Origin of the sequence: Microbacterium arborescens (assembly GCF_049707515.1) — a bacterium.
Taxonomy (GTDB): Bacteria; Actinomycetota; Actinomycetes; order Actinomycetales; family Microbacteriaceae; genus Microbacterium; species Microbacterium arborescens_B.
In genome coordinates, this window is sequence record NZ_JBNAFI010000002.1 from 603,489 (window position 1) to 615,746 (window position 12,258).

13 protein-coding genes, 1 tRNA gene and 1 other RNA gene are annotated in these 12,258 nt (G+C 69.5%); 7 read left to right on the forward strand and 8 right to left on the reverse strand.

Annotation, left to right across the window (positions count from 1 at the left end; translation table 11 throughout):
- Positions 1 to 58: 58 nt before the first annotated feature.
- Positions 59 to 961 carry an endo alpha-1,4 polygalactosaminidase gene (locus ACPYN5_RS06855; RefSeq protein WP_424448225.1) on the reverse strand — a complete coding sequence of 301 codons (903 nt, stop codon included), beginning with the start codon at positions 959 to 961 and terminating at the stop codon, positions 59 to 61.
- Positions 948 to 2,294 carry an MFS transporter gene (locus tag ACPYN5_RS06860; protein WP_424448252.1) on the reverse strand — a complete coding sequence of 449 codons (1,347 nt, stop codon included), beginning with the start codon at positions 2,292 to 2,294 and terminating at the stop codon, positions 948 to 950. The genes ACPYN5_RS06855 and ACPYN5_RS06860 overlap by 14 nt, the downstream gene beginning before the upstream one ends.
- A gap of 25 nt (positions 2,295 to 2,319) precedes the next feature.
- Here ACPYN5_RS06860 and prfB point away from each other — a divergent pair, with 25 nt between their 5' ends.
- The 4 genes from prfB to smpB all read left to right on the forward strand — a co-directional run bounded on the left by prfB (position 2,320) and on the right by smpB (position 5,964).
- A complete protein-coding gene (prfB, locus tag ACPYN5_RS06865; protein WP_424448226.1) occupies positions 2,320 to 3,432 on the forward strand; it encodes a peptide chain release factor 2 in 1,113 nt (370 codons plus the stop codon).
- Positions 3,433 to 3,513: 81 nt separating this feature from the next.
- Positions 3,514 to 4,488, forward strand: coding sequence for a cell division ATP-binding protein FtsE (gene ftsE / locus ACPYN5_RS06870; RefSeq protein WP_424448227.1), 975 nt, complete (start codon positions 3,514 to 3,516; stop codon positions 4,486 to 4,488).
- Complete coding sequence (ftsX, locus tag ACPYN5_RS06875; RefSeq protein ID WP_424448228.1) at positions 4,485 to 5,399, forward strand: permease-like cell division protein FtsX; 915 nt, start codon at positions 4,485 to 4,487, stop codon at positions 5,397 to 5,399. Before ftsE ends, ftsX begins: the two co-directional genes overlap by 4 nt.
- A gap of 88 nt (positions 5,400 to 5,487) precedes the next feature.
- The gene (gene smpB, locus ACPYN5_RS06880; RefSeq protein WP_424448229.1) at positions 5,488 to 5,964 is read left to right on the forward strand and encodes an SsrA-binding protein SmpB; all 477 of its coding nucleotides are present in this window, start codon (positions 5,488 to 5,490) and stop codon (positions 5,962 to 5,964) included.
- Positions 5,965 to 6,038: 74 nt separating this feature from the next.
- Here smpB and ACPYN5_RS06885 read toward each other — a convergent pair whose 3' ends face one another.
- Positions 6,039 to 6,701 carry an SIMPL domain-containing protein gene (locus ACPYN5_RS06885; protein ID WP_424448230.1) on the reverse strand — a complete coding sequence of 221 codons (663 nt, stop codon included), beginning with the start codon at positions 6,699 to 6,701 and terminating at the stop codon, positions 6,039 to 6,041.
- Between the two features lie 132 nt (positions 6,702 to 6,833).
- Between ACPYN5_RS06885 and ssrA the strand changes: the two genes are divergently transcribed.
- Positions 6,834 to 7,203: a transfer-messenger RNA gene (gene ssrA, locus ACPYN5_RS06890) on the forward strand.
- 73 nt (positions 7,204 to 7,276) lie between these two features.
- On the opposite strand, the gene ACPYN5_RS06895 is transcribed toward ssrA, so the two are convergent.
- The 4 genes from ACPYN5_RS06895 to ACPYN5_RS06910 form a co-directional block, all read right to left on the reverse strand.
- Positions 7,277 to 7,435 carry a hypothetical protein gene (locus ACPYN5_RS06895; RefSeq protein ID WP_424448231.1) on the reverse strand — a complete coding sequence of 53 codons (159 nt, stop codon included), beginning with the start codon at positions 7,433 to 7,435 and terminating at the stop codon, positions 7,277 to 7,279.
- A 61-nt stretch (positions 7,436 to 7,496) separates the two neighbouring features.
- On the reverse strand, positions 7,497 to 7,898 hold the full coding sequence (locus ACPYN5_RS06900) for a nuclear transport factor 2 family protein (RefSeq protein ID WP_424448232.1): 402 nt from the start codon (positions 7,896 to 7,898) through the stop codon (positions 7,497 to 7,499).
- On the reverse strand, positions 7,898 to 8,458 hold the full coding sequence (locus tag ACPYN5_RS06905; protein WP_424448233.1) for a hypothetical protein: 561 nt from the start codon (positions 8,456 to 8,458) through the stop codon (positions 7,898 to 7,900). Before ACPYN5_RS06905 ends, ACPYN5_RS06900 begins: the two co-directional genes overlap by 1 nt.
- On the reverse strand, positions 8,455 to 9,291 hold the full coding sequence (locus ACPYN5_RS06910; protein ID WP_424448234.1) for an inositol monophosphatase family protein: 837 nt from the start codon (positions 9,289 to 9,291) through the stop codon (positions 8,455 to 8,457). Before ACPYN5_RS06910 ends, ACPYN5_RS06905 begins: the two co-directional genes overlap by 4 nt.
- Positions 9,292 to 9,386: 95 nt before the next feature.
- Here ACPYN5_RS06910 and ACPYN5_RS06915 point away from each other — a divergent pair.
- Both ACPYN5_RS06915 and ACPYN5_RS06920 read left to right on the forward strand, forming a co-directional pair.
- Positions 9,387 to 9,462, forward strand: a tRNA-Lys gene (locus tag ACPYN5_RS06915).
- Between the two features lie 148 nt (positions 9,463 to 9,610).
- Positions 9,611 to 10,147 carry a GNAT family N-acetyltransferase gene (locus ACPYN5_RS06920; protein WP_424448235.1) on the forward strand — a complete coding sequence of 179 codons (537 nt, stop codon included), beginning with the start codon at positions 9,611 to 9,613 and terminating at the stop codon, positions 10,145 to 10,147.
- Between the two features lie 113 nt (positions 10,148 to 10,260).
- Here the strand turns inward: ACPYN5_RS06920 and ACPYN5_RS06925 are convergent, their stop codons facing one another.
- A complete protein-coding gene (locus ACPYN5_RS06925) occupies positions 10,261 to 11,796 on the reverse strand; it encodes an HNH endonuclease signature motif containing protein (RefSeq protein ID WP_424448236.1) in 1,536 nt (511 codons plus the stop codon).
- Positions 11,797 to 12,258: the final 462 nt, after the last annotated feature.

Sequence of the window (12,258 nt, forward strand, 5' to 3'; positions counted from 1 at the left end):
TGTTCGCCGCCCGCGGGAACGGGTTGCGTCACCGCGACGCTTCAGACCATGATTCGCCTCAGCAGTGCGTCGCTACGTGCTCAGGGTAGCCTTCCCGCGTCAGGTCGCGGTCACGCAGGACGACGGATGCCGGCGTGGCCGGATCGGCGCAGATCTCCGCCCAGCTCCGCGGCAGGTTGTCGGTGTACTCGACGTCGACGACGGCGGCGCCGTAGACCTCGGTGTAGTCGCCGCACTCGTCGTAGGCTGCGCACTCCTCGACGACGGCGAAGTCGAACCCGGCCTCGTCGCGCAGTCGCACCGCGTACTCCGCGGCGTTCTTCTGACCCGCGGCGAGGCCCGCGGCGTGGGCGACGCCGACGTAAGCGCGGGCGAGCGCGAGGTTGTCGTCGCTGTCGAGAACACCGTGGGAGCGGGTGAAGGAGTCGAGGTTGTCGAACTCGACGGCATCGAACCCGGCGTCCGCGCATCCGTTGATCCACGGAGAGACGACGGCGAGGATGCGTTCGCGCCGGTCGGCGGTGGACGTGTCGAGGAGGACCTCGTCGGGCCATTCGGGATCGACGAGCGGTTCGCCCTCGATGGTGACCAGGAGATCGGGGTCCCACGAATCGCGTTCACCCGGCTGCGTCTGGAAGCCGTTGACGTAGCAGATGGAGTACCGGCCCGCCGCGGGCTCGGCGGTGCGGTCACGGCCGACGATCCCGACGCCGTCGGCCGGTTCGTACGCGCCGCCGAGCTGATAGTCCGGTGCTCCGCCGGCCGGCGGCAGGATGACGCCGGGGCTGCTCGCATCCCCTCGGCCGTCGACTCGGCCGTCGACTCGTGCGTCGCCGCCGCCGTCTTCGCCAGCCGGTGGCGTCGGGGAGCAGCCCGCGAGCACCACGACGGTGACGGCGGCCAGGGCCCCGGTCGCCGCCGTGGCGATCCTCCGCGAGAGAGACGAGTTACGTCTGTGCATCGAGGTCATCCAGGTCATCGAGGTCGCCCGGGTCCTTTCCGGCGTCGGATCCGCTGTCGAGCCGGGTGCGTGGAACGAAGCGGGGCACCCACCGGATGAACCCGAAGGCGCCGACGAGGCCGAAGGCCCCCATCACGGCGGCCGCCGCCGGCAGCGACGCCACGGCAGTGATGGCCGACACGATCAGCGGGGCGGCCGCGCCTCCAGCGTCGGTCAGTGTGCGCCACGATCCGAGGAACGGTGCGGGGTTCGAGGTCGGCGCGACATCGGCTCCGAGGGTCAGGAGGATGCCGCTCGAGAGTCCGTTGCCGACGCCCAGGACGGCCGCGAAGAGGGCGAACCAGAGCTCGGGCTGTGCGCTGGCCGACGTCAACGCGAGCGCGATGAGGCCCGCGCTCATGAGAAGCATGGCGGGGAGGGCGGCCCACAGGCGCCCGAAACGGTCCATGACCTGACCGCTGGCATAGAACAGCGCGAAGTCGATCGCGCCCGACACCCCGACCACGAGTGCGATCGTCGAGCCGTCGAGCCCGATCGCCACGCCCCACAGCGGAAGGAGCACCTGACGGGTGGATCGCAGAGCCGACAGCGATGCGGCCGCGACGCCGAGCCGGGCGAGCACGTCGCGATTCCGCCAGGCGGTGCGGACGACTCCCGTCCCGGGAACTCTCCGAGTGCGCACCGGTGCCGTCGTGAGCGCCTCGCCCTCGGCTGTCCGCGCGACCGTAGGCGGCGGGCCCAGTCGCTTCTCCGGTTCCGGGCCGAACGCGACGAGCGCGATCATCGCCACCAGACAGACACCGAAGAACCAGATGGTGGCGTGCTCGTCGCCGAACGCCCACAGCAGGGCCGCGGCGATGAACGGCCCCACGAACATCCCGAGACGGAAGCTGCCGCCGAGGAGCGAGAGCGCACGCGCGCGGAAGGCCAGAGGCACCCGCGTGGCCATGAAGGCGTGCCGGGCGACACCGAAGGCCGCCGCGCAGATGCCGATGAGGAAGACGGATGCCGCGAAGACGCCGAGCACCGGGGCGAACGCCATCGCGGCGACGCCGACGAGGGCGAGCAGGCCCGCGATGATCATGGTGGCGCGCTCACCGATGCGCGCGACAGCCCACCCCGCCGGCAGGTTGCCGCACAGCTGACCCACGACGAGGGCCGCCGCGACGAGCGCGGAGGTGGCCACGTCGGCACCGAGCTGCGATGCGATAACCGGGATGAGGGGGATGACGGCGCCTTCGCCGAGTCCGAACAGTGTCGTCGGGCCGTAGATCATCGGCGCTAGACGCCACAGGACTCGCCGGATCGGTTCGTCGTCGTGGCTGGCTCCCATTGCTTCCACGATACTCTGGAGTGCCATGCTCGAATTCGATATCTCCGCCGACATCCAGGCCCTGCGCTCAACCTTCGCCGACATCCAGGCGGTGGTCGACGTCGAGGCTCTGCGGGCCGAGATCGCCCGCCTGTCTGAGGAGGCCGGCGCACCCGACCTCTGGGACGATGTCGAGAAGGCGCAGAAGGTCACCAGCGCCCTCAGCCACCGACAGGCTGAGCTCAAGCGCGTCACCGAGGTCGAGCGTCGTCTCGACGACCTCGACGTGCTGGTGGAGCTCGCGCTCGAGATGGACGACGAGGAGTCGGCCGACGAGGCGCGCAAGGAGCTGAAACAGCTCGAGGAGGTCATCGGGCAGCTGGAGGTGCAGACCCTCCTCGACGGCGAGTACGACGAGCGTTCCGCCGTCGTCACGATCCGTTCCGGCGCCGGCGGCGACGACGCGACCGACTTCGCCGACATGCTCCTGCGGATGTACCTCCGGTGGGCCGAGCGTCACAAGTACCCCGTGAAGGTCATGGACACCTCCTACGCGGAGGGCGCCGGCATCAAGTCGGCGACGTTCGAGGTCGACGCGCCGTACGCCTACGGCACCCTGTCGGTGGAGGCCGGCACGCACCGCCTCGCTCGCATCAGCCCGTTCGGCTCGGCCGACAAGCGGCAGACGAGCTTCGCGGCCGTCGAGGTCATCCCCGTCATGGAGGAGGCCGTCGAGGTCGACGTCCCCGAGAACGACATCCGCGTCGACGTGTTCCGCTCGTCCGGTCCCGGCGGGCAGTCGGTCAACACGACCGACTCGGCCGTCCGCATCACGCACATCCCCACCGGCATCGTCGTGTCGATGCAGAACGAGAAGTCCCAGATCCAGAACCGCGCGGCTGCCATGCGCGTTCTCCAGACGCGCCTCATGCTGCTGCAGCGCGAGGAAGAGGCGGCGAAGAAGAAGGAGCTCGCGGGCACGATCACCGCCAGCTGGGGCGACCAGATGCGCTCGTACTTCCTCTACGGCCAGCAGCTCGTCAAGGACCTCCGCACGGGCCACGAGGTCGGCAACCCCTCGACGGTCTTCGACGGCGATCTCGACGGCTTCATCGCCGCCGGCATCCGGTGGCGCAAGCGCAAGGACGACGACGCCTGATCGAGTGCTGAGGCGCGGATGCCGCGGCGCGCGGGTGTCGCGGCCTGGTTCCCTCGGACCGCCGCTTAGGCTCGTCGAGTCATGATCCGGTTCGAACACGTCAGCAAGCGGTATCGCGGCACCTCGAAGCCCGCGCTCAGCGACGTCGACTTCGAGATCCAGCGCGGCGAGTTCGTCTTCCTCGTCGGCGCGTCCGGATCGGGCAAGTCGTCGTGCCTGCGGATGATCCTGCGCGAGGACGTCGCCTCGGAAGGGCGCGTGGTCGTCCTCGGTCGCGACCTCCGCGGGCTGTCGACGCGGAAGGTGCCCTATTTCCGCCGGCACATCGGAGCGGTGTTCCAGGACTTCCGGCTGCTGCCGAACAAGACCGTCTTCCAGAACGTGGCTTTCACCCTGCAGGTGATCGGCTCCTCGCGCGCGTTCATCTCGCAGGCCGTCCCCGAGGCGCTCGCGCTCGTGGGCCTCGCGGGCAAGGAGAAGCGCCTGCCGCACGAGCTCTCGGGCGGGGAGCAGCAGCGCGTCGCGATCGCGCGCGCGATCGTCAACCGGCCGCAGGTGCTGCTGGCCGACGAGCCGACGGGAAACCTCGATCCGGCGACATCCGTCGACATCATGCAGCTGCTCGCGCGCATCAACGCCAACGGCACGACGGTCGTCATGGCCACGCACGAGGCGGGCTTCGTCGATCAGATGCAGCGCCGCGTGATCGAGCTGAGCGGCGGCGCGATGGTGCGCGACGAGGTCGGCGGCGGTTACGGCGACACCTCGGCGCTGCCGAGCCTTGCTCCCGAGCCGGTCCGCGGCGCCGCGGCGGTCGCCGCCCTCACCGCTGTCCTCGAACTGCAGCGCGAGATCGCCGAAACGCCTCCGACGGCTCACGTCCCCGACGAGCCGGAGGCGCCCGTCGAGCCGCCTCCACCCGTGGGGGAGACGCGGACCATCCCGATCGTGGCTCCCGACATCGATCTCGCCGGCCTCGGCCTTCCCGACGTCGCCAAGCGGCTCGGGCTCGGCGATCGTGACGATCGCAGCGACGAAGTGGGGCCGACGTCATGAGAATCGGTCTGATCCTCGGTGAGGCCCTGACGGGCCTTCGCCGCAACGCGTCGATGGTGATCTCGGTCGTGCTGGTGACCTTCGTCTCGCTGACCTTCGTGGGCGCGGCGATGCTCATGCAGATGCAGATCAGCAAGACCAAGGACTACTGGTCGGAGCGCGCTCAGGTCGCGGTCTACATGTGCCGTGAGGAAGCCACGGTGCAGAACTGCGCCGACGGGCCCGCCACGGAGGAGCAGATCGCGGCGGTCGCCGAACGGCTGGAGTCGCCGGCTTTGCAGAGCGTCGTGCGCGATGTGCGCTTCGAGAGCAGCCAGGAGGCCTACGACAACGTGCTCTCGCTCATGGGCGAGGACTACGCGGAGTTCGTCACGCCCGAGCAGCTCAACAACACGTACTGGGTCAATCTCGCCGATCCGTCGCAGAGCGAGGTGATCAGCGAGGCGTTCAAGGATTTCGACGGGGTCGAAGAGGTCGCGAACCAGCTGCAGTACCTCGATCCGTTGTTCTCGGCGTTGACGATCGCCACGTACATCGCGATCGGCATCGCCGCGCTGATGCTCATCGCCGCCGTGCTCCTCATCGCCACGACGATCCGCCTGTCGGCCTACGCGCGTCGTCGCGAGCTCGGGATCATGCGCCTCGTGGGTGCATCCAACCGGTTCATCCAGACGCCCTTCATCCTCGAGGGGGTGTTCGCGGCGCTGATCGGCTCGGCCCTCGCGAGTGTGGCGATCATCGCGATGGTGCAGATCGGCGTGGGCGACTACCTCTCGTCGCAGATCGACTTCGTCACGGAGTGGGTGGATCTCGGCGACGTGGCGATCGTGGTGCCGGCCGTCATCGTGATCGGTGTCGTCTTGGCGGCCGTGTCGGCGGGATTCGCCATCCGTCGTTGGCTGCGCACCTGACACGGATCGGCGGGCGGCGTCGCTGACGGCGATGGTCTGCCCTTAGACTGTAGGGCTGCGCCAGTGCACCAGGGGAAGGAGGCGCGTGATGCCGAAGGAACAGGGCGAGAAGCTCGTCGCGAGCAACAAGCGCGCCCGCCACGACTACACCATCGAGAAGACCTACGAGGCGGGGCTCGTGCTCACCGGCACCGAGGTCAAGTCGCTGCGACAGGGACGGGCGAATCTCACCGACGGGTACGCCTACATCGACGGGGGGCAGGCCTTCCTGGATGCCGTTCACATCCCGGAGTACTCGCAGGGGCACTGGACCAACCACGCGACCAAACGCACCCGCAAGCTCCTGCTGCACAAGGAGGAGATCATCAAGCTCTCCCACGCGGTGAGCGCCGGCGGCTACACGCTCGTCCCGCTGCGGCTGTACTTCTCCGATGGTCGGGCCAAGGTCGAGATCGCCGTCGCGAAGGGCAAGCGCGAGTTCGAGAAGCGGCAGACGATCCGCGAACGCGAGGACAAGCGCGAGGCCGAGCGCGCCATGCGCACTCGCAATCGTCTGGGCGACTAGCCCGCATCCGCCGCGGGTCGGCGCTCCAGGTCGCGCGCGTGAAGCGCGCGACAGAGAGCTGCGCGGGACGGGGATCAGTGCGTTCGGAAGCGGGCCTCGACGGCGGCCGTCACGACGATCTCGTCGGGACGCAGCTCGATGCCGCCGGACGAGGTGTCGGCCGACATCGCCGCGGCTCGCGCGAACATCGGCGTGCCGGGCTGAGGATCGGTTCCGCTGAGCAGTCCGACGTCCGCGATCTCGACGGGCTCGACGGCGCCGTGGCCGAGGGCCGCGGCGTAGGCGGACGCCCGCGTGACGGCGACGCCCACCGCCGAGGTCGCGACCTCGCGTTCGATGGTCGCCCGGGTCGCGGGGGAGAGCTGCCACTCGACGTTCGACACGCGCATGCCTCCGTCGTCCGACAGCAACGACACCCACTCCGCGAGGGCCACGAAGTCGTCGAACGTCGCGCTGAGGTCGATCGTGGCGTGGTGGACGGGAGCGAGTTGGTTGCCGTCGGGGTTCCAGGGGCGGTCGGACCACGTGGACACCGACCCGCTCGACCAGTTCGACACGACGCCGGCCCGGGTCAGCTCCTCCAGGCGCGTGCGAAGCGGCGCGATCGTCGCCGTCGCGCGGGCGACCACGGCGGTGCGTTCCGGGCCGTCGGCCGCGGCTGCGGCGCGGACGATCGCGACCTCGGGCGCGACCCGTCGTTCGGCCTCGCCACGGACGGAGATCAGGATGTCTGCCATGATCCGACTCTAGGCGCGGCGCCCGGGAATGGCGCCGAGCGCTGATCGGTTGTAGGCTGTAGTGCTCGGGTGTTTCGGCATCCGTCCTGGCAATTCCACAGTGTGACAGCGGCCCTTCGATCGAAGGCTCATGGGGATGATCGGTTTCGACATCGCCTGTGTGTCGGCGAGAAGCGGGCCGAGGATGCAGGGTTATCTCGTTAACGATCTCTGCAAATCTATAAGTGCCGAATCCAAGCGCACTGACTTCGCCCTCGCTGCATAAGCGAGCCCGATAGTCCGTCAGACCGTGTGTGATCCCGCCACGGATCCTGGCGTCATCTAGGGATCTTGCTGCGTGACGGCGTTCGGACGTCACGCGGGACTCTTCCCGAACTGGGCCCGTCGACTTATGTGTCTGTACTGAAAGTCGGGGCCGAGCAGAACGCCTCTACAGACTGCGCCCGGAGAAGACGCCGTATCTCAGCGATGGACGGGGGTTCGATTCCCCCCATCTCCACCACTGCCGCTGTCACAGCATGCGAAAGCCCCCGGCCTCGAAAGAGGTGCGGGGGCTTTCGCTGTCTCGGGCGGAATCAGGTCTTGTTGCGGATGGAGCGCATCAGCCAGGCGATGACCGCGATGACGATGAGCGCGATGCCGACGAACAGCAGGAACTTCACCGCTTCGACGAAGATTCCGGTGAACAGCAGCGCGATGCCGATGATGATGAGGATGATCGCAAGTGCAGGCATGTTTCGATTGTGGCCCGCCACGGGCGTCGATGCAGGTGCTTGACCTGGCGGTCCGCAGACCCTATGGACGTTCCCGGCGCGCGTCGCCGGGGGACTGGTCCGTGCCCTGGTGGAACCGCAGTGCGAGGGATTCGCCCGCCGTGGCCCAGACCGACGAGTGCCGGCTGACGCGGTCGGCGGCGACGATGCGGTAGGTCACGAGAACCGTGTCGACGTCGAGTCGCTGCACGACCCATTCATCCGTCTCCGGCGTCTCGCGCGTGGGTTCCTCCACGAGCTCGACGAGCAGGTCGGAGCGCGTCCACAGGCGTCCGGAGCGACCGATTTCGGTGAAATCGGGGTGGATCAGCTCTCGTAGCCGGCGCGCATCCTGACGCACGACGCTCGTGAGGAGGTCGCGCTCGGCGTCGCGGACCCGGGCGGCCAGGTCGTCGGCGACGCCGACGGCTTCCAGATCGGTCATCAGCGCCGCTCGATGATGACGAGGCCTTGCTTGACGTCGGCGACCTGGACGTAGCCCTCGCCGAAGAAGTACGTCACGCCGTAACCGTCGGCGTCGATGTTGAGCGCGAACGCGGGGTCCTCGGTGAGGTAGACCCCGCCGTCACCTTCTTCGCGGATCCAGCCCTGCGCTTCGAGGGTGCGCTCGGCGTCGGCCGTCTCCGCGGCGGTGAGCGGCGCCCACCCGAACTGGAGGATGTTGCCGCCGGGCTCGGCGGCGTTCGTCCATGTGCACGAGACGCCGGCGTCGATCGAGGTCTCGCCGATCATGAACGGCTCCTGCTGGTACTCCCAGCCCTGCGACTGCAGTTCCTCGAGACTCGCCTCGCGGATGATGTTCTCGCAGGTCGGGTCGGGCAGCGCCGGCTCCGACGCCGTCTGCTGCGGCGTCGCGACCGGCGACGAGGGGACCGCCTCGGGTGATGCGTTCTCGACAGGCTCAGGCGAGGAGCAGCCCGCGAGGAGCGTCACGGTCGCGATCGAGCCGGCTGTCAGCGCGAGAAGAAGGCGCCGCCGGGTCATGCGCGTCCGCCGTGGAGGGAGACGAGCTCGAGGAAGGTCTCGTGCAGGATGCCGTTGGTGGCGAGCGACGAACGGCTCGACACGGTCTCGGCGCCGTCGATGTCGGTGAACCTACCGCCCGCCTCCGTGACGATGGGGACGTGGGCGGCGATGTCGTACTCCTTCACGCCGAACTCGGCGACGAACTCGAGGCGCCCCTCCGCGAGGAGCATGTAGGGCCAGGCGTCGCCGTAGCCGCGGTCGCGCCAGACGCGGCGCGAGAGCGCGAGGAGCTGGTCCGCGCGACCGACCTCGTCCCACTGACGGATGCTCTGGAAGCTGATGCTCGAGTGCGCCAGGTCGTCGACCGCGGAGACGGAGATCCGTCGCGGTGCCGTCTCGCCCGGAACGTTGCTCCAGGCGCCGTGACCGGCTGCTCCCCACCAGCGGCGCCCGATGGCGGGCTGGCTGACGACCCCGACCCGGGGCACCCCGTCGATGGCGAGTGCGATGAGGGTCGCCCACATCGGGATGCCCTTCATGTAGTTCGCCGTGCCGTCGATCGGGTCGATGATCCACTGCCGTCGCGCATCACCGCTCGTGCCGTATTCCTCACCCAGGACACCGTCTGCCGGTCGTTCCGCCGTCAGCAGGTCGCGGATCGCCCGCTCGGTCGCGAGGTCCGCTTCGGTGACATGTGAGGCGTCGGCCTTGAGCTGCACGTCGAGGTCGGCCGCGTCGAAGCGCGACATGCTCACCGCGTCTGCGGCGTCTGCGAGGCGGAGAGCGAGGGCCAGGTCGTCCGCGACATCGTCGGCGGGCGGCGCGGACGGATCCGGTGTGGTGGGGGTCACGGCTCAAGGATACGACGCGCCGCGGGCCTCGATTGGCGAGATGACGCCAAGTGGTGGTAACGTTTCTCCTCGGTTCGCTTCACCGCGAACAGCCTGCACCTCTAGCTCAATCGGCAGAGCAACTGACTCTTAATCAGTGGGTTCTCGGTTCGAGTCCGAGGGGGTGCACCAGCACGAAGGCCTCGCAACTCTCGCCAGTTGCGGGGCCTTCGTGTGTTGTGCGGCATGACGCGCCGGTTCAGCACGCGACCTGCCTCGGCGTCGTGGCCGTTCGGGTCGGCCTGCGGGGTGGTCCCGGTCGCCGCGGCAGGATGGGGTCGTGAGTATCGTCCTTCGCCCATGGAACCGGATGGATGCTTCGGCGCTGACCGAGGCGGCGAGCGGCGCACCGGACCTGGCCGTCCAGTTCGGCGGGGCCGAGCTGACGAGCGTGTCGGCTGCGGAGTCGTTCATCGAGCAGTCGCTGCGATTCGACGAGCGGACGTGGAACTGGGCCGTCGTCGCCGACGGTATCGCGGTCGGCAACGTCGGGGTCTCTGCCATCGAGTTTCGGCACGAGACGGCGTGGATGTCGTACTGGCTCGCGGCGTCGGCACGGGGAAACGGATACGCCTCCCACGCGCTCGTCGCGGTGAGCGGTCGGGCGTTCGAGTACGGTCTGCACCGGCTGGAGCTCGGGCACCGGGTGAACAACTCTGCCTCGTGCCGGGTGGCGACCGCTGCCGGTTTTCGTGCCGAAGGAATCGAGCGGCAGAAGCTTCGCTACGGAGACGCGCGCTACGACGTCGAGACGCATGCGCGACTCGCCACGGATCCCGCGCCGGAGGTGACCACGGTCGTGCCCATCATCGGCTGACTCCGCTCCTGCGGCCGCCGACCCGGGTCGAGCCGTCACGGAGCGTGGTGTCGGACGGCTTCCGCGAACGCGATCGCGCACGCGAACGCGATCGCGCACGCGCGGATCTCACGTCAGAACGGTGGCGGTGTGTCCGGCGGGGTGACGAAACCTTGAGCCGTGTTGGTCCGCTGCGGTGGTCCGCCCCATGGCGGTGAAGTATCCAGGTTCCCTGGTGGTTCCGCGATGGTGAAGGCGACGAGGGGTGGTGGTGCGTCTTCGCGGTAGACCCGACCCGTCGGCGAGGTCCAGACGAGGCGTCCGCCGGGGAGTTGTCGGAGTTGCCACCGGGTGTGGTGTTTGACGTCGTGGTGGCGTTTGCACAGGTGCGCGAGGTTGCACACGTGGGTGGGTCCGCCCTCGGATGCGGCGGTGGTGTGGTCGATTTCGCATCGGATGGCGGGTTGCCGGCAGCCGGGGAACCGGCAGTGCCGGTCACGCGCCCGCAGCAGCCGGGTCATCGCCGCGGTCGGCTTGTACGCGTCGCATTCGAGCACGGTGCCGGTGACGGGGTGGGTCAGCAGCCGGTCCCAGGAGGTGCTGTTTCCGGCGAGCTCCCGCGCGGTAGCTGCGTCGATGGGGGAGCGGCCGACCAGGTCAGCAGGACCCTCGTCTTGTCCCATGAGCGTCAGCGCCGACACCGCGACCTGCACGTGCGCGCGGATCGCCCCGAGGGTCCCTTCTCCGTCGCCGGTGGCGGTGGGGTCGAGGGCGGGTGTGCCGGCGAGGAGGAGGTCGGAGAACACGTCCGCACGGACCTGGTCGATGGTGCGTGTGTCATCGCCGAGCGATAGGTCCGTGTCGGCCGTCCCGAGAAAGGCCGCGTCGCCGATAGCCGATCCGTCGACCGCGGCGCCCGCAGCATTCGCGCCGACCGCGGCGTCCACCGCATCCGCGCCATCCGCAGCCCTCGCCGCGTCCGCACCGTCGGCCCTATCCGCGCGGGGCCGGGCGTTGATGATCTCCCGCGCCTGCCGGGTCAGGCGGTCGACGATGCCGTCCGCGATGACGGTGGGGAGTGTTGCGATCAGGTCGGACATCCCGTCCGGCCCCGCCTGCGCGCGGACGCAGCGCCCTGCCGCAGCTCCCTGGTGGCGTTCGGTGAACGTCCGCGGGTGCAGCCGGTCGGCCAGGAACTGCAGTGCGTCCCGGACCCGGTTCGGCGTCTCGCCCTCGCACTTCTCGATCGCGACCCGCTCGAACTCCTCCCGGGTGTCGGCGGGGATGATGCATCCCACGTCCTGGATGACGCGCACGTGCCCCCGCACGATCCGGCCCGCCTCCCACGCAGCCATCGTGAGGCGGTAGTTCTCCACGAGGTCCCGGGCTTCATCGATGCGCCGCTGCAGCGTCCGGTCGGTGGCGACGAACACGCCGGCCAGTTCCGCCGCGATGCCCCGCAACGCCATCTCGCGTGCCTTCACCCTCTCCGAAGCGCCCGCCGCCTGCTTCTCGGCAAGCCGACCGGCGGCGGCGAGCACCCGTACTTCGTGGATCTGCGCCGCGCGGCCCGCATCCGCGGCCGTCTCAGCATCCGCGACGAGTCGGGCGAGGGCGTCCATGTCGCCGTCGCTTCCCATCCCGTTGTCCGGACGCCCGTTCGAATGCATGTTCGAATCTTGTCATGGACCTCCGACATCGCCCTACGACTTTCCACAGGCATCGCGGCCAATACGCACAAGCCGCCCACGCGCACGAGCGTCCGGTGCGTAACTACCTACACGCGCCACCGACACGACCCACCGGCGCGCAGCCGCCGACGCGCTCGAACCACCTACACGCCTGGTCCATCGATACGCACGAGGCACGCCACCCGCCTTCCGCACTCGCCCCCGGCCACCCAAGTCACGCCACCCGCGCCCGGTCACCCGCACCCCCACCCGCGCCCGACCCTCGGCCCCCCGCTGCCGGCCGCCCACCCCTACCCCTGCGCCCCGCCACCCAAGCCAAGCCACCCGCGCCCAGCCGGCCCGCCCGCGCCCCGCCCCTACCCCCTGCGCCACGCCACCCCCGCCGGCCCGCCCGCGCCCCGCCCCTACCCCCTGCGCCACGCCACCCCCGCCACGCCACCC

Excerpts from the sequence above, each read along its gene's own strand:
- ftsX (WP_424448228.1), top strand. The coding sequence starts at position 4,485 with ATGAGAATCGGTCTGATCCTCGGTGAGGCCCTGACGGGCCTTCGCCGC.
- ACPYN5_RS06895 (WP_424448231.1), bottom strand. The coding sequence starts at position 7,435 with ATGCCTGCACTTGCGATCATCCTCATCATCATCGGCATCGCGCTGCTG.
- ACPYN5_RS06860 (WP_424448252.1), bottom strand. The coding sequence starts at position 2,294 with ATGGGAGCCAGCCACGACGACGAACCGATCCGGCGAGTCCTGTGGCGT.
- ACPYN5_RS06925 (WP_424448236.1), bottom strand. The coding sequence starts at position 11,796 with ATGCATTCGAACGGGCGTCCGGACAACGGGATGGGAAGCGACGGCGAC.
- ACPYN5_RS06855 (WP_424448225.1), bottom strand. The coding sequence starts at position 961 with ATGCACAGACGTAACTCGTCTCTCTCGCGGAGGATCGCCACGGCGGCG.
- ACPYN5_RS06905 (WP_424448233.1), bottom strand. The coding sequence starts at position 8,458 with ATGACCCGGCGGCGCCTTCTTCTCGCGCTGACAGCCGGCTCGATCGCG.
- smpB (WP_424448229.1), top strand. The coding sequence starts at position 5,488 with ATGCCGAAGGAACAGGGCGAGAAGCTCGTCGCGAGCAACAAGCGCGCC.
- ftsE (WP_424448227.1), top strand. The coding sequence starts at position 3,514 with ATGATCCGGTTCGAACACGTCAGCAAGCGGTATCGCGGCACCTCGAAG.
- ACPYN5_RS06900 (WP_424448232.1), bottom strand. The coding sequence starts at position 7,898 with ATGACCGATCTGGAAGCCGTCGGCGTCGCCGACGACCTGGCCGCCCGG.
- ACPYN5_RS06885 (WP_424448230.1), bottom strand. The coding sequence starts at position 6,701 with ATGGCAGACATCCTGATCTCCGTCCGTGGCGAGGCCGAACGACGGGTC.
- prfB (WP_424448226.1), top strand. The coding sequence starts at position 2,320 with ATGCTCGAATTCGATATCTCCGCCGACATCCAGGCCCTGCGCTCAACC.